The sequence below is a fragment of the Mesorhizobium sp. M0514 genome (assembly GCF_040321145.1).
Lineage (GTDB): Bacteria > Pseudomonadota > Alphaproteobacteria > Rhizobiales > Rhizobiaceae > Mesorhizobium.
The window spans coordinates 44,852-64,317 of the sequence record NZ_JAMYQZ010000009.1 but is presented as its reverse complement, the minus strand read 5'-3'; the positions used below and the strand labels follow the sequence as shown (position 1 = coordinate 64,317).

At 63.8% G+C, this 19,466-nt stretch carries 18 protein-coding genes; 10 read left to right on the top strand and 8 right to left on the bottom strand.

Annotated features, from left to right (window positions below):
- Positions 1-3: 3 nt before the first annotated feature.
- Positions 4-792: a heme ABC transporter ATP-binding protein gene (locus NKI61_RS06370; RefSeq protein ID WP_023681728.1), complete on the top strand. Its 789-nt coding sequence runs from the start codon at positions 4-6 to the stop codon at positions 790-792.
- Between the two features lie 109 nt (positions 793-901).
- Here the strand turns inward: NKI61_RS06370 and rirA are convergent, their stop codons facing one another.
- Positions 902-1,363, bottom strand: a complete 462-nt coding sequence (gene rirA / locus NKI61_RS06365) for an iron-responsive transcriptional regulator RirA (protein ID WP_023672640.1) — start codon at positions 1,361-1,363, stop codon at positions 902-904.
- Positions 1,364-1,658: 295 nt separating this feature from the next.
- Between rirA and NKI61_RS06360 the strand changes: the two genes are divergently transcribed.
- The 3 genes from NKI61_RS06360 (at position 1,659) to NKI61_RS06350 (ending at position 4,142) form a co-directional block, all read left to right on the top strand.
- Positions 1,659-2,954, top strand: coding sequence for a DUF445 domain-containing protein (locus NKI61_RS06360; RefSeq protein WP_023739062.1), 1,296 nt, complete (start codon positions 1,659-1,661; stop codon positions 2,952-2,954).
- Positions 2,955-3,062: 108 nt separating this feature from the next.
- Entirely contained in the window at positions 3,063-3,485 is a 423-nt protein-coding gene (locus NKI61_RS06355) for a phasin family protein (RefSeq protein ID WP_023672638.1), read from the top strand.
- A gap of 159 nt (positions 3,486-3,644) precedes the next feature.
- The gene (locus NKI61_RS06350) at positions 3,645-4,142 is read left to right on the top strand and encodes a MaoC family dehydratase (RefSeq protein WP_352839040.1); all 498 of its coding nucleotides are present in this window, start codon (positions 3,645-3,647) and stop codon (positions 4,140-4,142) included.
- A gap of 15 nt (positions 4,143-4,157) precedes the next feature.
- Here NKI61_RS06350 and NKI61_RS06345 read toward each other — a convergent pair whose 3' ends face one another.
- On the bottom strand, positions 4,158-5,630 hold the full coding sequence (locus NKI61_RS06345) for an MFS transporter (protein WP_023735265.1): 1,473 nt from the start codon (positions 5,628-5,630) through the stop codon (positions 4,158-4,160).
- Between the two features lie 131 nt (positions 5,631-5,761).
- Here NKI61_RS06345 and NKI61_RS06340 point away from each other — a divergent pair, with 131 nt between their 5' ends.
- Complete coding sequence (locus NKI61_RS06340; protein ID WP_023688168.1) at positions 5,762-6,655, top strand: LysR family transcriptional regulator; 894 nt, start codon at positions 5,762-5,764, stop codon at positions 6,653-6,655.
- 4 nt (positions 6,656-6,659) lie between these two features.
- Here NKI61_RS06340 and NKI61_RS06335 read toward each other — a convergent pair whose 3' ends face one another.
- A complete protein-coding gene (locus NKI61_RS06335; protein ID WP_352839039.1) occupies positions 6,660-8,078 on the bottom strand; it encodes an aminotransferase-like domain-containing protein in 1,419 nt (472 codons plus the stop codon).
- A 106-nt stretch (positions 8,079-8,184) separates the two neighbouring features.
- On the opposite strand from NKI61_RS06335, the gene NKI61_RS06330 reads away from it, so the two are divergent.
- The gene (locus NKI61_RS06330; RefSeq protein WP_352839038.1) at positions 8,185-9,048 is read left to right on the top strand and encodes a DMT family transporter; all 864 of its coding nucleotides are present in this window, start codon (positions 8,185-8,187) and stop codon (positions 9,046-9,048) included.
- A gap of 28 nt (positions 9,049-9,076) precedes the next feature.
- Here the strand turns inward: NKI61_RS06330 and NKI61_RS06325 are convergent, their stop codons facing one another.
- Genes NKI61_RS06325 through NKI61_RS06315 form a run of 3 tightly spaced genes read right to left on the bottom strand, consistent with a single transcriptional unit; the run spans position 9,077 to position 11,531 of the window.
- Complete coding sequence (locus NKI61_RS06325) at positions 9,077-10,117, bottom strand: zinc-dependent alcohol dehydrogenase family protein (RefSeq protein WP_352839037.1); 1,041 nt, start codon at positions 10,115-10,117, stop codon at positions 9,077-9,079.
- A 36-nt stretch (positions 10,118-10,153) separates the two neighbouring features.
- A complete protein-coding gene (gene maiA / locus NKI61_RS06320; RefSeq protein ID WP_023688172.1) occupies positions 10,154-10,804 on the bottom strand; it encodes a maleylacetoacetate isomerase in 651 nt (216 codons plus the stop codon).
- Between the two features lie 4 nt (positions 10,805-10,808).
- On the bottom strand, positions 10,809-11,531 hold the full coding sequence (locus NKI61_RS06315; RefSeq protein WP_352839036.1) for a fumarylacetoacetate hydrolase family protein: 723 nt from the start codon (positions 11,529-11,531) through the stop codon (positions 10,809-10,811).
- Positions 11,532-11,741: 210 nt separating this feature from the next.
- Here NKI61_RS06315 and NKI61_RS06310 point away from each other — a divergent pair, with 210 nt between their 5' ends.
- Positions 11,742-12,425, top strand: a complete 684-nt coding sequence (locus tag NKI61_RS06310) for a response regulator (RefSeq protein WP_023730729.1) — start codon at positions 11,742-11,744, stop codon at positions 12,423-12,425.
- A 122-nt stretch (positions 12,426-12,547) separates the two neighbouring features.
- On the opposite strand, the gene NKI61_RS06305 is transcribed toward NKI61_RS06310, so the two are convergent.
- Together NKI61_RS06305 and NKI61_RS06300 are read right to left on the bottom strand one after the other, a co-directional pair.
- Complete coding sequence (locus tag NKI61_RS06305) at positions 12,548-13,891, bottom strand: hybrid sensor histidine kinase/response regulator (protein ID WP_352839035.1); 1,344 nt, start codon at positions 13,889-13,891, stop codon at positions 12,548-12,550.
- A gap of 3 nt (positions 13,892-13,894) precedes the next feature.
- The gene (locus tag NKI61_RS06300; protein WP_352839034.1) at positions 13,895-15,142 is read right to left on the bottom strand and encodes an FIST N-terminal domain-containing protein; all 1,248 of its coding nucleotides are present in this window, start codon (positions 15,140-15,142) and stop codon (positions 13,895-13,897) included.
- A 185-nt stretch (positions 15,143-15,327) separates the two neighbouring features.
- Between NKI61_RS06300 and NKI61_RS06295 the strand changes: the two genes are divergently transcribed.
- The 3 genes from NKI61_RS06295 (at position 15,328) to NKI61_RS06285 (ending at position 19,200) form a co-directional block, all read left to right on the top strand.
- Positions 15,328-15,828 carry a (2Fe-2S)-binding protein gene (locus NKI61_RS06295; protein WP_023725653.1) on the top strand — a complete coding sequence of 167 codons (501 nt, stop codon included), beginning with the start codon at positions 15,328-15,330 and terminating at the stop codon, positions 15,826-15,828.
- Between the two features lie 123 nt (positions 15,829-15,951).
- Positions 15,952-18,297, top strand: coding sequence for a xanthine dehydrogenase family protein molybdopterin-binding subunit (locus tag NKI61_RS06290; protein WP_352839033.1), 2,346 nt, complete (start codon positions 15,952-15,954; stop codon positions 18,295-18,297).
- A 105-nt stretch (positions 18,298-18,402) separates the two neighbouring features.
- Positions 18,403-19,200, top strand: a complete 798-nt coding sequence (locus NKI61_RS06285; protein WP_352514114.1) for an FAD binding domain-containing protein — start codon at positions 18,403-18,405, stop codon at positions 19,198-19,200.
- Positions 19,201-19,466 lie beyond the last annotated feature (266 nt).

The following is a 19,466-nucleotide window of genomic DNA, read 5'->3' as shown; positions in this document are numbered from 1 at the left end:
GGCATGATCGAAGCACGCGATGTCTCGGTGGCGATCGGCGGCAAGCGCATTGTTGCCAATGTCGATTTCGTCGCGCGGCCGGGCGAAATTGCGGCAATCGTCGGACCCAACGGCTCGGGCAAGACGACGTTTTTGAAGGCGTTGTCGGGCGATCTGGCGTTTGCGGGGACAGTGGCCGTCAACGGGCGCGACCTCTCCGCGATGAAGCCGGTGGAGGCCGCGACTGTGCGTGCCGTGCTGCCGCAGGCCGCGACGCTGTCCTTTCCCTTCACCGTGCACGAAGTGGTCAGGCTCGGCCTTATCGGCGGCCGTTCCGGCGTTCTGCCGGGCGAAGATGATCGTCTGCCCGAGCGGGCGCTGGTGCGGGTCGACCTCGACGGCTTTGCCGGCCGCTTCTATCAGGAGCTTTCGGGCGGCGAACAACAGCGTGTGCAACTGGCGCGCGTGCTGTGCCAGGTCTGGGCGCCGGTGCTCGACGGCAAGCCGCGCTATCTCTATCTCGACGAGCCGGTCTCCAGCCTCGATATCAAGCACCAGCTGATCATCATGAACATCGCCCGCGATTTCGCCCGGCGCGGCGGCGGTGTGATCGCCATCCTGCACGACCTCAATCTGACGGCCATGTATGCCGACCGGATTTTCGTGATGCATCGCGGCCGGCTCGCCGCCGACGGTTCACCGCAGGAGGTGCTGAGCGACGATCTGATCGAAAAGGTGTTCGATTGTCGGCTAAGGGTCGGTGTGTTGCCGGCGGCGAGCATGCCGTTCGTCTTGCCGCAGTCAGCCGCCTAAAAGCGCGTCGCGTTTGAACGGACTCAGGCGACGCGCTTTAGGTCTTTGTTTTTATGCATGTCGTTGTCTCAAAACCGGGGCCACTTTTGAGCGACATGCACTAGAAAACTCAGGCGGCCGGAGCTCGCTGGACCAGCATGTCGATGCCGAGCAAATGACGCACATTCGGGCGCGCCGCCACCATATCGGCGATGGTGTAGCGGGAGAGTACGGCAAAGAAGGCGTTGAGCGCCTCGCGCAGCGCCGAATTCAGCTGGCAGCTGTCGACCAGCGGGCATTCGGCGGCGTCGTTTTCGAAGCACTCGGCCATGGCGAAGCTCTCTTCGGTCACCCGTACGACGTCGAACAGGCTGATCTGCTCGGCGGGGCGGCCGATCCTCACGCCGCCATTCCTGCCGCGCACCGTCTCGACCAGGCCATGCTCGACCAGCGGCTGCAGGATCTTGAACAGGAAAAGCTCCGACACCGAATAGGCGGCCGCAATCTCGGGGATGCGGCTCAGGCGATCGTTGTTGGCGGCGCAATACATCAGGATGCGCATGGCGTAGTTGGTCTGGCGCGTCAGCCGCATTTAATTCCTCACCCGAGTGCTGGCGCGCTGGAACTGCACCAGATTTTAGATTGTGCTGGTGCGGCTTTCTCACCCGGAGTTTCGGATTCGCCCACACTGGCCCGATCGGAATATGGCCTATACCTTGGAACAATTCCAGACTGGGATTTCATGATAGATGAACATTCTCGTCAACTTTGCGTGCGAAACCGGCAATTCCCGGACGAAATCGGCCCATCCGATCATGCTACGGGCCCAAACACCCCCTAAATAGCCCATGCCAGATAGCCAAGAGATCGATGAGGAGCGGCGTATCATGTCCCAATCGGCTTCGTCCCTGGCGCCTGGCGGTTTTGATGCCGAGACGGGCGCCAAGCTTTTCGCGTTGCGGCGGACAAAGTTCCTCGCCACGGCTGCGCTGGTGCTTTGCGTCGTGGTTTTTGCCGTGGCCAAATCGTTCGAGGCCAAGTATCCGTGGCTGGGCTTCGTGGCGGCCTTCGCCGAGGCGGCGACCATTGGCGGCCTGGCCGACTGGTACGCGGTGGTGGCGCTGTTCAAGCGGCCGCTGGGCCTGCCGATCCCGCACACCGCCATCATCCCAGCGAACCAGAACCGCATCGCCGATAATCTGGGCCGCTTCATCGAGGTCAATTTTCTGGCGCCGGAGCCGGTGCGGGAAAAGCTGGCCGAGGTCGATTTTGCAGCACTCGTCGCCGACTGGCTGACTGACGCCGAACGCTCTGCCGGCCTGTCACGCTTCGTCGTACGGCTGGTCCCGCAGACGCTTGCGGCGATCGAGCAATCCGGCCTGCGCGGCTTCGTCACCAGCCGCATGCTGGAGCAGATCGACAAGGTGCCGCTGGCGCCGCTCGCGGCCGAATTGCTGTCGGCACTGACCGACGACCGCCGCCACCAGAAACTCTTCGACGAATTCACCAGGGTGATCGGCCGGTTCCTGAACGATGAAGAGGCGCTGGCGACCATGCGCGAGAAAATCCGCGAGGAATTGCCGTCGCTGTTCAACCTGTTCAGAGCCGACGCCTATCTGCTGAAAAAGATCGTCGCTTCCGCCGGTTCGCTGCTTGACGAGGTGCGGGCCGACCCCGACCATCCGATGCGCGCCGAATTCGACCGTTTCGCGCACAGCTTCATCGAGCGGCTCAGAACCTCGAAGCAATACGCCAAACGGGCCGAGAAGCTGAAGCGCGATTTCCTGGCGCGGCCGGAAGTGAAGTCGCTCGCCGGCGACATGTGGCAGAGCCTCAGCGTGTTCATCGAACAGGACGCCAAGGCGGAGAATTCGATTGTTCGCGCGCATCTCGCCAACATGTTCGTCGAGGTCGGCCGCCATCTCTCAGGCGATCCGCAGATCAGGGCCGACATGAACCGGGGCTTTGTCGTGGCGCTGTCGTCGTTCGTGGAGAGCCAGAAGAGCGGTGTGTCGACATTCATCGCCGACCAGGTCAAGCGCTGGGACCTCGCCCAGCTGACGAGGCTGATCGAGATGAACATCGGCAAGGACCTGCAATATATCCGCTTCAACGGCATGATTATCGGCGGATTGGCGGGTATCGTGCTCTACACGGCGGAGAGGCTGTTTCTCGCTGGCTGATGCTGCATTTGCCGCTGAATTGCTTGGGCGTGCGAATGGACACACGGCGCGCGAGTGCTATTGTCCAGAACAGGGTTCAGCATTTGCGACAACTGGGGAGCACGAGCAATGGCCAAACAACCCGACTCCGATTCGTTCCTGGACATGTTCAGCCGGTTCGGCCGTGACCTGAAGGTGCCGAATGTCGAGGCGATCCTCGCGCATCACCGCAAGAACCTCGAGGCGCTGGAAAGATCCGCGCGGGCGGGAGCTGCCGGCGCGACCTCATTGTTGTCCAGACAGCGCGAGATGCTGCAGGACACGCTGCGTGAAGTCAGCGACATGGCGCAGAGCTACAAGGCGCCGGGCAATCCCCAGGAACTGATGACAAAACAGGCGGAGTTCGCCAGGAAATCCTTCGAAGCCGCCCTGAAAAATGCCGGCGAAGTGGCCGAGCTGGTCAAGAAATCCGGCACCGAATCGATCGAAATCCTGCGCAGCCGCATCAAGGAAGCGATGGAGGAAATCCGCTCGGGCTATGACAAGAAGTGACTCTCAACGCAACCATGAGAGGAGTGGCCGGTTGCGGCGCATGAGCATGGACGAGGGACGCTGTTTGGCGGAAAATGGCGGAACGGAATCGCAACGGGCGAATTGACAGGAGCCGTCCGTTCGTGGTCCGAGGCACTGGGAGCCACCGGGAAAGCAGGAATGACGGAACTACGGCCGAAAACGCCGCCGACCTTCGAGCAGTTAAGGGCGATGGCCGGGCAGGAGCTCGGCGTGTCGGAATGGACGACCGTCGACCAGAACCGCATCAACCAGTTTGCCGAATGCACAGGCGACCATCAGTGGATCCACGTCGATCCGGAGCGGGCGAAGCGGCAGAGCCCATTTCGCACCACGATCGCGCATGGCTATCTGACGCTGTCGATCATCGGCGCGCTGGCGCTGGGCATGGGCATCGTCCCCGAAAACACGCAAGCCGCCTTCAATTACGGCTTCGACAAGGTGCGGTTCCTGGCGCCCGTCAGGGTCGGCGCACGCATCCGGCTGCGCACGACGCTGTTGTCGGTGGAGGACAAGGGGCCGGGCAAGTATCTGATGAAGGCCGCCAATACGGTCGAGATCGAGGGCGAACAGAGGCCGGCGCTGACCGCCGAAACGCTGGTCATGCTTTATGAGCGGCGCAAGCGGGCGGGAGCGTAAGCTCCCTATCTTCGGTCATGATGGCTGTTGCCGCACCGACAGCCTGCCGCCGGCGCGGGTCGAGAGCAGTGCCAGCAACAGCGCAGCCACCGCCAGGACCGTTGCCGTCTGAAAGGTAACCTGCATGCCGCGCGCGGCTGCCGCTGAGGTCAGCATGTCCTGGCTTTGCCGTTCTCCCGTCGAGGCAGCCGCAAAAATGGCGCCCATAAGCGATGCGCCGGTGATCAGGCCGAGATTGCGCGACAGATTGAGCAGGCCGGACACCACGCCGCGCTCGCCGGCAGCGACACCGCTCATGACGGCGGCATTGTTGGATGTCTGGAACAGGGCGTACCCGAAGCAGGTGACGGCGATCGGCACGATATAGCTGGCAATGCCGAGTTTTGTTGCGGCGAGCGACAACAATGAGGTTCCGACGGCAAGACTGAACAGTCCGACGACCATCATCCTGTGCGCGCCGAAGCGATCGGTGAGGCGGCCGGCGACGAGCGCCGAGAGCGCGGAGACCAGCGGACCTGTCGACAGGACCACGCCGACCATCGCAGCATCGAGCCCCAGCGCTCGCGACAGATAGAATGGAGCGACCACCAGGGTCGCCATCATCACTGTGGCGACAACGAGGTTCGTGGCGAGGCTGGCGCTGAGCCGGATGTCGTACAACCGGGCAAGCCGGATCAAGGGATTCTTCGCCCTCTTCTGCGCGACGCCGAACAGAACGACGCCGATGCCGGCGGCAACCAGCAGGCCGGTGTTGAGGGCGCCGAAATGGCCGCGGCCGAGCGTCATGGCCAATGCATAGGCGGCCAGCGTCAGGGCCAGCAAGACCGTCCCGATCGCATCGAAGCTGTTTTGAGCTGCTTCCGCAGTCTTGTCGCGGGCAGGCAGGGCCAGCGAGGCGAGGGCAAAAGTCAGGAGGCCGAGCGGCACATTGACGAGGAAGATCGCCCGCCAGCCGAAGCCGGCGATCAGCAAGCCGCCGAGCGAGGGTCCGAGCGTCGTGCCGATCGCCGACATGGCGCCGAGCAGGCCCATGGCGCTGCCGGTTCTCTCCTTGGTCACGGTCTCCGCGACAAAGGCCAGCGTCAACGCCATCATCAGCGCGGCACCCAGTCCTTGTACGGCGCGCGCCGCAATCAGCAGCCAGAGCGTCGGCGCCAGGCCGCAGAGCACCGAAGCCAGTGTGAACAGCGCGATGCCGCCGAGCAGCAACGGCCGGCGGCCGAGCATATCGGCCAGCCGACCGGCGCTGACGATCAGGGCCGTGATGGCGAGCAGATAGGCGAGAACCACCCATTGCACGGACTGGAACGGCGCACCGAACGCCTGCATGAGGGAAGGCAGTCCGACGCTGGCAATGCTGGTTCCAAGCGACGACAGCAGCGTGGCGAGCGACAGGCTGGCCAATGCCAAGACAGGAGAGTGGGCCAGGCCTGCGGACCGGGTGTTGTGCGGCGCCGATGCGCACTCGTTCTGCTCAGCAATTGCCATGGCGATTTCCTCCTTGTCAGTCCCGCAACCGGACCTGTCGGAGATCTAGTCGTCAGGATGGAATGGCGGAAGGCGCATCATTTGCATCTTATTCGTGCACCAAACGCCATGGCATGTGCTACAATCCGCCGATGGCATCGCCAGATCTCAATCTGCTGTTCGCTCTCGACGTCCTGCTGACCGAAGGTAGCGTGGCTCGCGCGGCAACCCGGCTGCGGCTCAGCCCTTCGGCGATGAGCCGCACGCTGGCGCGGCTGCGGGAAGCGACCGGCGATCCGCTGCTGGTCCGCGCCGGCCGCGGCCTGGTCCCGACGCCGCGCGCGGAGGCATTGCGGCAGCAGGCCGGCCGTGTCGTCCACGATGCGGAAACGCTATTGCGTCCCGCCAGGCTGCTCGATCTGGCAAAGCTGAACCAGATCTTCACGCTGCGCACCAATGAAGGGTTCGTCGAGGAATTCGGGCCGCGTCTTGTCGCCCGCATCCAGGCCGAGGCGCCGGGCGCGCGGCTGCGCTTTAGGCCCAAATCCGACAAGGATGTCGCCTCGCTGCGCGACGCGGACATCGACCTCGAAATCGGCGTTGCCGGCGAGGCCGGACCTGAAGTGCTGATACAGGCGCTGTTTCGCGACCGCTTCGTCGGTGCTGTGCGAGCCGGCCACCCTTTGAGTGAAGGCGCGGTAACGCCTGAACGCTACGCGGCCGGCCGCCACATCAGCGTTTCACGGCGGGGTCGGGAAAGAGGGCCGATCGATCAGACTTTGGCGCTGCTCGGCCTGCAGCGAACCGTGGCGTGCATGGTCTCCGGCTTTTCGGCTGCACTCTCCATGGCGCGCGCTTCGGACCTTATTGCCAGCGTGCCCGAACGGCACACGCAAGGCGCACGCGCCGGCATGGTCAGCTTTCTGCTGCCGGTCGCCACGGTGGAGGTCACCATCTCGATGCTCTGGCATCCACGGCTCGATGCCGATCCGGCGCAACGCTGGCTGCGAGATTGCGTTCGGGAGGTCTGCGCGGCCTCCCGCTGAGCCCTCAGCGCGCCATTGCCCCCTTGAGCACCCTGAAAATCCGCTCGTCCTGGCACTGGGCAACGTTGAAGCGCAGGAAGCGGCTGGCGGTTCCCGACAGGCTGAATGCGTTGCCGGGCGCCAATACGATGTTGTCGGCCAGCGCGCGGCGGGCGATTTCGGCTGCGTCCACGCCATCGGGCAGGCCGCACCACAGGAACAGTCCGGCGGGCTGGTCGATCCAGGGCGCGATGCCGATCGCCTTCAGGCGCGCGCTCGTCTCGCCCATGGCGCGGGAAAGGCGCGCGCGCAGCAGATCCATGTGCTTGCGGTAGCTGCCATCCCTAAGCAGCGTCAGCACCAGTTCGGCCGCCAGCCTGCCCCCGCCGAAGGTGGTGGCGATCTTGAGGTCGGTGAGCTGTTCGATCCAGTCGCGGGGTGCGGCGATAAAGCCGCAGCGCACCGAGGCCGACAGCGTCTTGGAGAAGCTGCCGATATGGACGACGCGGTTGAGGCCGTCGAACGCCGCCAGCCGAGGCGCTGGGCTGTGCTCGAAATCGGCGAAGATATCGTCCTCGATGATGGTCAGGTCCGACTGGTCGGCGAGTTTCAGCAGCCGGTGCGCAGTGACCGGCGACAGGATCGCGCCGGTCGGGTTGTGGATGGCGGAATTGGTGATGTAGAGGCGCGGCCTGTGCTCGGCGAGCGCCTGCGCGAACATCTCGATGTCCGGCCCCGATGGCGTGTAGGGCACGCTGACGACCTTGGCGCGGTGGGCGCGCAGCAGTGCGTGGAAATTGAAATAGCAGGGGTCGTCGACCAGCACGGTATCGCCGGGTTCGATCAGGAAGCGGCACAGAAGATCGATGGCCTGCGTGCCCGATTCGGTCAGCATGATCTGTTCGGGCGAGACCTCGATGCCGTGGCCGGCCATGCGCCGCGCGAGCAATTGCCTGAGCGGCGGCAGGCCGAGCGGCGTGCCGTAATCGGCGAGGTCGACATCGTCGGCGCGCGCCACGGTGCGCAGCGCCCGGCGCAAGGCGGCCTGCGGCATCCATGAGGCCGGCATCCAGCCGCAGCCGGGTTTCAGCATCTCGTCGCCGGCTTCCAGCGACTGGCGCGAAACCCAAAGCGGATCGACAGCGCGGTCGAGCCGCGGGCCGATCTCGGCCAGCGACAGTGGCGCCAGCGATCCGGCGGCATAGAAACCCGAGCCCGGCCGTGAGCGTATCGCGCCTTCGGCAGCGAGCCGCTCATAGGCTTCGACCACGGTCGACTTGGACACCTGCATGGCCTTGGCAAAGGCGCGGATCGAAGGCAGCCGCGCGCCTGGCGTCAGGCTGCGCGCCGATATCCGCTGGCGGATGGTCGCCATGACAGTTTCCACAAGCGTGGTCGCGACAGGAGGGTGCGCATTGCCGGTTTCCAAAATGAGTTCGGTCATCTGTATTGCTCTGATAGCCATTACAGTTTTGCGGAATTGTACTGCATTGTCTCTGGCTGCACCATAGGCACTTGCCCAATAGAGGGCGAAAGCAATGGAGCCTGGAATGGACAAGACCGCGAGCGGCTGGATGAACGGATTCATCGGCGTGTTGATCTTCTCAGGCTCGCTGCCGGCAACGCGCGTGGCCGTGGCCGATTTCGATCCGATATTCCTGACCTCGGCCCGCGCCGCGATTGCCGGACTTCTCGGTCTCGCCATGCTGATGCTGTTTCGGCAGAAACGCCCGGAGCGCGGCGATTTTCTGTCGCTGGTGATCGTCGCCCTTGGCGTGGTTGTCGGCTTTCCCTTGCTCACCGCGCTGGCGCTGAAGCACGTCACCTCTGCGCATTCCATCATCTTCGTCGGCCTGCTGCCGCTGGCCACCGCGATCTTCGGCGTGCTGCGCGGTGGCGAGCGTCCGCACCCGGCCTTCTGGCTGTTTTCCTGCATCGGCAGCGCGCTGGTCGCCGGTTTTGCCCTGATGCAAGGCGTGACGGCCTCACCTGTCGGCGACGGCCTGATGCTGGCCGCCATCATCGTCTGCGGCCTGGGCTATGCCGAGGGGGCGGCATTGTCGCGCAGGCTGGGCGGCTGGCAGGTGATCTGCTGGGCGCTGGCGATCTCGCTGCCGATCATGCTGGTGCTGACCTTTGCGACGCTGCCGTCGTCCTTCGCCGGCGTCGGCTCCGGCGCCTGGGCGGGTCTCGCCTATGTCTCGCTGTTCAGCATGCTGATCGGCTTCGTGTTCTGGTACCGTGGCCTCGCCCAAGGCGGCATCGCTGCCGTCGGGCAGTTGCAGCTACTGCAGCCCTTTTTCGGCCTGGCGCTGGCAGCGTCGCTGCTGCACGAGCAGGTCAGCCCGCTGATGGTGGTCGTCACGCTCGGCGTGGTGGCTTGCGTGTTCGGGGCGAAGAAGTTTGCACGCTAGGGGTTTGGTGGTGGAGGGCGACTCCGCCCTAGAACTTCGTCACCACCCCAATGCCAATCCCCTCGAACCCGCCCATTGCCATCAGCGCCGCAGGCGCCTCGTCGAGGCTGATCTTTCTGCCGACCAGCAGTTCGGGCTTGAGCTTGCCGGTGCGGATCATTTCCATCATGGCGGGGTAGCGGTAGGCCTGCATGCCGTGGCTGCCGAGGATTTCCAGCTCGAAGGCGATCACCTTGTCCATGGGCACTTGCGGGCGGGCGTGTTCGCCCAGCATCAGGCCGACCTGCACATGGCGGCCGCGCCGGCGCAGGTTCGCGATCGAATTGAACGAGGTCGTGGAGTGGCCGAGCGCGTCCATCGACATATGCGCGCCGCCATTGGTGATCTGCTTGACCGCCTTGACCACGTTCGGCGTGGTCGAGGCGTTGATGGTCGCCACGGCGCCGATCTTTTTGGCGAAGTCCAGTTTCTCGTCGGTGAGGTCGATGGCGATGACATTGGCGCCCATGGAACTGGCGATCATGATCGCCGACAGGCCGACGCCGCCGCAGCCATGCACCGCCACCCATTCCCCCGGCGTCACCCGGCCCTGGTCGACAATGGCGCGAAACGAGGTGACGAAGCGGCAGCCGAGGCTGGCGGCGGTGGCGAACTCCATCTCCTCGGGCAGGCGTACGAGATTGGTGTCGGCATGCTCGATAGCGACATATTCGGCAAACGATCCCCATGCGGTGAATCCCGGCTGCGTCTGGTGTTCGCAGACCTGATGATTGCCCGAATTGCATTCGAAGCAGCGGCCGCAGCCGACGCAGAACGGCACGGTGACGCGCTCGCCGGCCTTCCAGCGGGTGACCTGCTTGCCGACGGCGACGACGATGCCGGCCAGTTCATGGCCCGGCACATGCGGCAGTGTGATACCATCGTCATGGCCCATCCAGCCATGCCAGTCGCTGCGGCAGAGCCCGGTCGCCTCGACCTTGATGACGACGCCGTCGGCGGCCGGTTTAGGATCCGGCACGGTCTGGATTCTCGGCGCTTCGCCGAATTTTTCGAAGACGACGGCTTTCATCGGCAACTCTCCGTGCTCTGCTCCGGCATTGTGAGCCTATTCGGCATCTATCTGATTCTCCGGCGCTGCCTTCTGAAAGGCCGGCAGCGCCATGCAGGCGGCGTGGATGCGCGAGATCTCGGGGTAGGGTGTCAGGTCGACTCCGAAGCGGGCGTTGCTGGCGATCTGGGCGACCAGGCAGATGTCGGCGAGGCCCGGTGCGTCGCCATGGCAAAATGTGCCGGTCTCATCCGATGAAGCCAGAATCTTTTCAAGCGGCTGGAACCCTTCGTTCACCCAGTGGCGAAACCAGTGGATGACATCCTGGTCGCCGGCGCCGAACAAAGTGCGCAGCGAGGTCAGCACGCGCAGATTGTTCACCGGGTGGATGTCGCAGGCGATCATCTGCGCCAGCATTCGCACGCGCGCCCGGCCGAGCGCGTCCTTCGGCAACAGCGGCGGTTCGGGATGGGTCTCGTCGAGATATTCGATGATCGCCAGCGACTGCGTCAAAAGCGTGCCGTCGCCCAGGATCAGCGCCGGCACCAGCCCCTGCGGATTGACCGCTAGGTAAGCCGGCTCCAGATGGTCGCCATGACGCAGATGATGCGGCACGTAATCGTAGGTCAGGCCCTTCATCTCGAGCGCAATGCGTGCGCGATAGGAGGTGGAGGAGCGATAATAGTTATGGAGGACCAGATCGCTCATCGGATTACGGCTTGTCGGTGGAATTTTGGCCGATGGGATCTTGGCCGATGGTGATCTCGATGGTGCCGATGCTGTCGACACCGCCGGTCACCGTCTGACCCGGCACTACCGCGCCGACGCCGGCCGGCGTGCCGGTGAAGATCAGGTCGCCCGGTTGTAGTACAACCGACTCGCTGCAAATCGAAACGATATCGGCAATCGGCCAGATCAGTTCGGCGAGGTCCCCATCCTGCTTCACCGCGCCGTCGACGGCGAGCCAGATGCGGCCCTTTTGCAGGTGGCCGGATTTGGCGGCTGATACCAACGGGCCGCAGGGCGCCGAGCGGTCGAAGGCCTTCGACCAGTCCCACGGCCGGGCTGCTTTCTTGGCCTCGTCCTGCAGGTCGCGGCGGGTGAGGTCGATACCGACGCCGTAGCCCCAGACATGGTCGAGCGCCTGCGCGCGAGGAATGCGGAAGCCGGCCTTGCCGACCGCCGCGACCAACTCGATCTCATGGTGCAGGTTCTTGGTCAGCGGCGGGTAGGGGATCGTGGTGCCGGAATCGACCACCGCATCGGCCGGCTTGGTGAAAAAGAAGGGCGGGTCGCGCTCGTCATTGCCGAGTTCGCGGGCGTGCGCGGCGTAGTTACGGCCGACGCAGAATATGCGGCGCACCGCAAAGCGCTCGGCCGAGCCTTCTATGGCGACCGATGGTGTTGCGGGCAGGGGAAGGACGAAGTCTGTCATGCGCGGGTCTCTGCTTGGGATCTTGACGGCACATTTGACCGATTTGAACCGCCGGGCAAGGCATCAGCGTCCGCAAAAGCATCGGCTGCGCCTTGATTGTCTGATAAAGTCGGCTTCGCCTCCGGGGGTTAAGATGGCGATAGACTATTTGCCAATAAGCTGCCCATACCAGCGGGAGTATCCTGCCCAGGGAGGACTGAAACGAACACCATGACCGCAGTGAACGATCGCGCCCGGTTTCTGATCATCGACGACCATCCGCTGTTTCGCGAGGCGCTGCACAGCGCCGTGCAGATGGCGTACCCGGAAGTCGACACGGTGGAGGCGCGCTCGATCGCCGAAGCGCTTGATCTCCTGGGTGGGATAAAACCGTTCGATCTGGCGCTGCTCGATCTCAACATGCCCGACGTTCATGGCTTCGACGGCTTGCTGCAGCTCAGGACCCGCCATCCGCGACTGCCGGTGGTTGTCGTCTCGGGCTATGAGGAGCCGAAGATCATTTCAGAGGCACTGTCCTATGGTGCGGCCGGCTTCATCCCGAAGTCAGCGCGCAAGAGCGATCTCGCCGCCGCCATCCGCTCGGTGATGGAAGGCGCGATCTATGTACCTGAAAACTATGAGGGACAGCCGCCGGACGCCGACAGCACAGACCGCGCCGACATGGTGCAGCGGCTGGCGAAACTGACGCCGCAGCAGCTGCGGGTGCTGCAGATGCTGCGCCAGGGCCTGCTCAACAAGCAGATCGCCTACGAGCTGCAGGTCGGCGAGACCACGGTGAAGGCGCATGTCTCGGAGATCCTGCGCAAGCTAAACGTCTACAGCCGCACGCAAGCGGTGATCGAGGTGTCGAAGCTGGACAATGCGGAGTTGTTCAGGGATCAGGCGGGGTTTTGATCTTACCCTCCCCCTTGTGGGGAGGGTCGATCCGCGAAGCGGAGCGGCGTGGGGGAGCTTGGCGCTGCACCCCGCCCCGGCGCTGCGCGCCGACCCTCCCCATCGAGGGGAGGGTATGGGGCTCAAGCCAGCAGATGCGCCAGCAGCGCCCTTAGCTGCGCCGGCTTTAGCGGCTTCCGCATCAGCTCTATGCCTGCGGCGCGGGCTGCCTTGGCGACGGCCTCCGATCCGTCGGCGGTGACGATCAGCGCCGGCACGGCGCGGCCGAGATAGTTGCGGACTTCGGCTATTGTTGCGGTGCCGAGGTCGCCGTCGTCGAGATGCTGGTCGGCAATGACGATGTCGGGCACCCAGTCGGTGTCGCCAAGCAGGCTGAGCGCATCCTCGGTCGAGGTCGCGGCGCGCACCAGGCACTGCCAGCGCTCGAGCAGGAAGGTCATCGCCTGCAACACGTCGGCGTCATTTTCGACCAGCAGGACCTTGGTGCCGAACAGGCCGTAGCCGCGCGGCCGCTCCATCTCGGCAAGGCTGGCGATGGCGTCGGCGCTGGCGCCGATGCCGACCGGCACGTCGATGTGGAAGATGGTGCCGCGCCCAACCCTCGAGGAGAACGTCACGGGATGACCGAGCGCGGCGGCCATGCGCCGCACGATGGCAAGGCCCAGGCCCAGCCCGCCGCCGGAGATCCCGGTGTCGGCTGGAATGGCGGAGCCGCGATGGAACTCCTCGAACACCGCCTCGCGCTGGTCGTCGGGAATGCCGCAGCCGGTGTCGGCGACATCGATGCGGATGGTATCGCCGCGATGCCTTGTGCCGACAAGCACGCCGCCCGAAGGGGTATAGCGCAGCGCATTGGACAGGATGTTCTGCAGGATGCGGCGCAAGAGCGTGCGGTCCGAACGCACCACGGCGCTGACCGGGCGGAACTTCAGCGCCAGCCCCTTCATCTCGGCCACCGGCAGGAAATCCGACCGGAGCGAGGAAAACAGCGTCTCCAGATTGACGTCGCCAATGTCGGGCCGGACCACGCCGGCGTCGAGCTTGGAAATGTCGAGCAGCGTGCGCAACAGGTCTTCCATCGTCTCCAGCGAGCGCTCGACCTGACGGACGAGTTTCTTGCCCTCGTCGCTGGTCTGCACTTCGGCCAGTGCCGAGACCGAGAGGTGGGCGGCGTTCAGCGGCTGCAGCACGTCATGGCTGGCGGCGGCCAGGAACCTGGTCTTGGACAGGTTTGCCAGCTCGGCGTTTTCCTTGGCGGCGCTGAGGTCGATGTTCGACTGTTCGAGCCGGCGCAAGGTCGAGTGCAGTTCCTCGGTGCGGATGCGCACCCGGTTTTCAAGTGAAATCGCGGTCTGGAACAGCGAGAAGGCATTGCCTTGCTGGTCCATCGAGCGCTCGACGCGGCTGACCAGAGCGGCGTTGATCTTCTTCAGCCTGTCGACGTCGTCGATGTCCCTGAGCGGCATGGGCTATTCCGCCGCCTGGCGTTCGCCGAAGGCGATGCCGGTGAAGGTTTGGTTCAGATGCATCGAGCGGTACTGTTCGCCATAGGTGCCGAAGCCGATGACATTGTTGACCCGGTAGAGCTCCGAAATGTCGCGGAACACCTGGCGGTTGCGCGCATCGAGCCGGCGCAGCACGCAATCGAAGCCGAGGATCATGTCGATGCCGCCGAGCCGCTCCTCGACGTCGCGCAGTGCGGCGCGCGTGGATTCCACCATGTCCTTGGGCTGGGCGATGGACAGCACGACGCCGTCGTCTATGGCGCAGAAGAATGACAGCGAGCCGTCGGGATGCATCTTCTGGATCGAGCGGCAGTAAAATTCGCCACCCACTTTCACCACCACCGGGTGCGAAGCGAAGCTCATCGGCGTCAGGTTCTGCGCAACGATGCCGACGGAGGCTGCATACTCCTCAGCCGCATTGGTGGCGTTGAATTCGCGCACGGTGCGGTGGTCCGGATCGGATGCCGTCACCACCAGCTTCTCGTCGGTGGGGATGAAATTGTCGGTCTTGAAGACATGGAACGGAATCTCGGTGGCGACCAGCACAATGATGGCGCTGTCTGACGCTACCTTGCCGTTCGAAATCAGCCTGGTGGTTTCGAATTTCAAATCGTCGCCCGCCGAACCGCCGATCAGCGGGATGTCGTCCAGCCCCCAATGGATGGCCGAGGTCACCGCTTCCTCTGCAAAGGACAGGCCGTCGATGAAGCAGAGCGCGAAAGTGCTTTTGGCATGGCAACTGCCAGTGCGTCCGCGCAGCAGGCGCCGCAAGGCCTCGACTTCATCAGTGATCCTGTCCATGCCCGACGAGGAGAGATTGTCGACCATGGTGCTGACCGCCGAAAACGACGCGGAGGGAAAGAGCAGCGCCAGCACATGGCCTTCCTCCAGGCCCTGGGGGGTAATCTCGCCGGCGGTCGAGCAGGCGGCGTAGGCCAGCGTCGGCGCGTGGGTCTTCAGCCCTTGCGAAAGGACGCTCGCGTCAAACAGGCTCTGGGAGAAGAACAGCAGGGCAAAGCCGGCATCGATGGCTGCGGCCTCGACGGCGACCGCGAGGGCGAACGCATCGGCGTCGGGCTCGTCGGTGGTGAGCGCCGACAGACCGGATGCATAGCTCGTCCGTGAACTGGCCAGAGGCTTCCTCCCGATATCCTCCGACGCTTCCTGCGCGCGCCCGTTTTCTGTCTCTCGGCGCGCTGGCGTCGAGGGCATTGTTGCCCCCTATTCGCTCTTTGGCAATGGGGCGGACAGGCCCATGATTTTCGTTTTCTCCATGACCGAAAGTACAATGAGCGCCGTGTGTTTTTTGCGCTTTGTGCAGTGTACCAATAGCTCATGGCCGAGCGCCAAAGCCGCATCGGCAGCATGACTACCAAGGTCATACCCAGGGAGGATGCATGTCGGACGTTTCGTTTGTCGTGAACGGAAAACGGATCAGCGGCGCTGCCGAGGACCGAACGCTACTGGTTCATTTCCTGCGCGAAAATCTTGGTCTCACCGGAACGCATGTCGGTTGTGACACCTCTCAATGCGGCGCCTGCGTCGTGCATGTCGACGGCAGGGCGGTGAAGTCCTGTTCGATGCTGGCCGTGCAGGCCTCCGGGTCGACCGTGGTGACGATCGAAGGACTTGCCAATGGCGGCGACCTGCATCCGATGCAGGCCGCGTTCAAGGAACATCATGGGCTGCAATGCGGCTTCTGCACGCCGGGCATGATCATGACGGCGACCGACATGATCGCGCGCCATCCCGAAGGCCTTGACGAGGCGACGGTGCGCGCCGAGCTCGAAGGCAACATCTGCCGCTGCACCGGCTACCACAACATCGTCAAGGCGATCCTCGCCGCATCGCAGACGATGGCGAAGGTGCCGAAGGGCAGGGCGAAACAGGCAGCGTAAGAAAGAAGCGAGTAGTGAATAGTGAATAGCGAGTAGTCGGTTTAGCCGAACCGCTCCGAGCACAATTCCCTACTCACTGTTCACTATTCGCTACTCACTATTCGCTATTCCGGAGGAATTCCTATGGGCATTGAAGGCATCGGCGCTCGGGTCGTGCGCAAGGAAGACAAACGGTTCATCACCGGCGCCGGCCGCTATGTCGACGACATGGTGGTTCCCGGCATGAAGCATGCCGCTTTCGTGCGCAGCCCGCACGCGCATGCTCAGATCAAGAAGATCGACGTCAGACGAGCGCAGGCGATGCCCGGCGTCATCGGCGTCTTGACCGGCAAGGAGCTCAAGGCCGACGGCATCGGCAACCTGATCTGCGGCTGGATGATCCATTCCAAGGACGGCTCGCCGATGAAGATGGGCGCGTGGTCGCCGCTGGCGGTCGACAAGGTGCGCTATGTCGGCGATGCGGTCGTCATCGTGGTGGCGGAAACCAAGGGCCAGGCCCGCGACGCGGCCGAAGCGGTCGAGATCACCTACAAGGAATTGAAGGCGGTGGTCGATGCCACCAAGGCGCTGCAAAAAGGTGCGCCGCAGGTCCATGCCGATGCCGAGGACAATCTGATCTTCGACTGGGAGATCGGCGACGCCAAGGCGACCGACGCGTCGATCCAGGCGGCGGCCCATGTCACCCGCATGAAGATCGTCAACAACCGGCTGGTTCCCAACGCCATGGAGCCGCGCGCGGCCCTTGGCCATTACGACAAAGCCGAGGACCATTTTACCTGCTGGACGACGTCGCAGAACCCGCATGTCGCGCGGCTGGTGATGAGCGCCTTCTACAATGTCGCACCGGAAAACAAGCTGCGCGTCATTGCGCCCGATGTCGGCGGCGGCTTCGGCTCGAAGATCTACATCTATCCCGAAGAGATCGTCTGCCTGTGGGCGTCGAAGAAGACCGGCGTGCCGGTCAAATGGGTTGCCGACCGCACCGAAAGCTTTCTCACCGACGCGCATGGCCGCGACCATGTCTCGACAGTCGAAATGGCGTTCGACAAGAACAACCGGATCACCGGCTTCAAGGTAGACACCATCGCCAATCTCGGCGCCTACATGTCCCTGTTCTCGTCTTGCGTGCCGACCTATCTCTACGCGACGCTGCTGTCGGGCCAGTACAATATTCCCGCAATCCACGCCAATGTGCGCACCGTCTACACCAACACGGCACCCGTCGATGCCTATCGTGGGGCAGGGCGGCCGGAAGCGACCTATTTGCTCGAACGCACAATGGAGACCGCCGCACGCGAACTCGGGGTCTCTCCGGCGGAGTTGCGGCGCATCAATTTCATCACCGAGTTTCCGCACCAGACGCCGGTCATCATGAATTATGACGCCGGCGATTACGGCGCTTCGCTCGATGCGGCGACAAAGGCGTCCGACTATGCCGGCTTTGCCGAACGCAAGGCTGCCGCCGCCAACCAGGGCAGGCTGCGCGGCATCGGCATGAGCTGTTACATCGAGGCCTGCGGCATCGCGCCGTCGGCGGCCGTCGGCTCGCTCGGCGCCGGCGTCGGCCTGTGGGAATCGGCCGAGGTGCGGGTCAATGCCGTCGGCACGATCGAGGTGCTGACCGGCTCGCACAGCCATGGCCAGGGCCATGAGACGACCTTCGCGCAACTCGTCAACCAGCGTTTTGGCGTGCCACTGGACTCAGTCTCGATCGTCCATGGCGACACCGACAAGGTGCAGATGGGTATGGGCACCTACGGTTCGCGCTCGGGCGCGGTCGGCATGTCGGCCATCGCCAAGGCGCTCGACAAGGTCGAGGCCAAGGCCAAGAAAATCGCCGCCCATCTGCTCGAAGCCGACGAGGGCGACATCGTCATCGAGAATGGCGAGGTGAAGGTTGCCGGCACCGACAAGAGCCTGCCCTGGTTCCAGGTGGCGCTTGCCGCCTACACCGCTCACAATCTGCCGGCAGGCATGGAGCCGGGACTGAAGGAAACCGCCTTCTACGATCCGGCGAACTTTACTTTCCCGGCGGGCTGCTACATCTGCGAGGTCGAGATCGATCCGGAAACCGGCACGACCGAGATCGTCCAGTTCGTTGCGGCGGACGATTTCGGCAACATCATCAACCCGATGATCGTCGAAGGCCAGGTCCATGGCGGCATCGCGCAAGGCATCGGCCAGGCGCTGCTGGAAGGCGCGCACTATGACGATAGCGGGCAGCTGCTGACGGCGAGCTACATGGACTACACCATGCCGCGCGCGGACGACCTGCCGTCATTCAAGGTGTCGACCTCGAACACGCCGTGTCCGAGCAATCCGCTTGGCATCAAGGGCTGTGGCGAGGCCGGCGCCATCGGCTCGCCGCCGGCGGTCATCAACGCCATCACCGACGCTTTGGGGATTGTGGACATCGCCATGCCGGCCTCGCCGTCGACGGTGTGGGCGGCGATTAGGGCGAAGAAATGAGTGAGTAGGGAGTAGTGAGTAGGGAATGGGCATTACCGGAGATGACAGCGTCCCTATTCCCTATTCCCTACTCACTACTGCCTAACCACTTCAGGGGAGGATCCCATGTACGCAGTCAACTACCACCGCGCCGCCTCGGTCGCCGACGCCGCCAAGCTGGTGAAGAGCGGCGACGCCAGGCTTTTGTCGGGCGGCATGACGCTGATCCCGGCGATGAAGACGCGGCTCGCCGCACCCTCCGACCTGGTCGACCTGTCGCGGATCAAGGAGCTGCAAGGCGTCAAGGTGTCGGGCAAGACCATCACCATCGGCGCCGCCACAACCCACTACGACGTCGCCAATGACGAGAAGCTGCGGAAGGCCTGTCCGGCGCTTGCGCACCTTGCGTCGCTGATCGGCGACCCGGCGGTGCGCCACAAGGGCACGATCGGCGGCTCGGTCGCCAACAACGATCCCGCCGCCGATTATCCGGCGGCGCTCTTGGCGCTGGGCGCCACCATCGTCACCAACAAGCGCGAGATTTCAGCCGCGAAATTCTTCACCGGCCTGTTCGAAACGGCGCTGAAGGAGGGCGAGATCATCACCGCGGTGAGTTTTACCGCGCCGGCCAAGGCTGCTTACGAAAAATTCCGCAACCCGGCCTCGCGCTATGCGATCGTCGGCGTGTTCGTGGCCAAGGGCAAAGACGGGGTCAGCGTTGCCGTTACCGGCGCCGGAGATGACGGTGTGTTCCGCTCGAAGGAGATCGAAGCCGCACTGGCGAAGAATTTTGCCACATCGGCGCTCGACGGCGTGAAAGTGCCGGCGAAGAATTTGATGACCGACCTCCACGCTTCGGCCGAATACCGCGCCAATTTGATCGCCGTGATGGCCAAGCGCGCGGTGAACGCCGCCAACGCTTGACATCATAAAGCTACTGACAAGGAAAGGGGCCATCGCGGCCCCTTTGTTCGTCTGCGGCGGGCTGTAACTGCCCAGTCCTTGCGGGTTCGCTGCCACGCGCAAATCCGTTGTTTAGGTAATTCCCGTGCAAGAACAGGCGCATACTTCCCAAGGGACTGCCCAGCCCCATTCTCGCACTTGCACAATCTGATATTGCACTGCAATATGTATAGCTAGGCGGAACACGGGGTGGATTCTGCGCGCGGCGGTGTGAGCTGCGCCAAGAT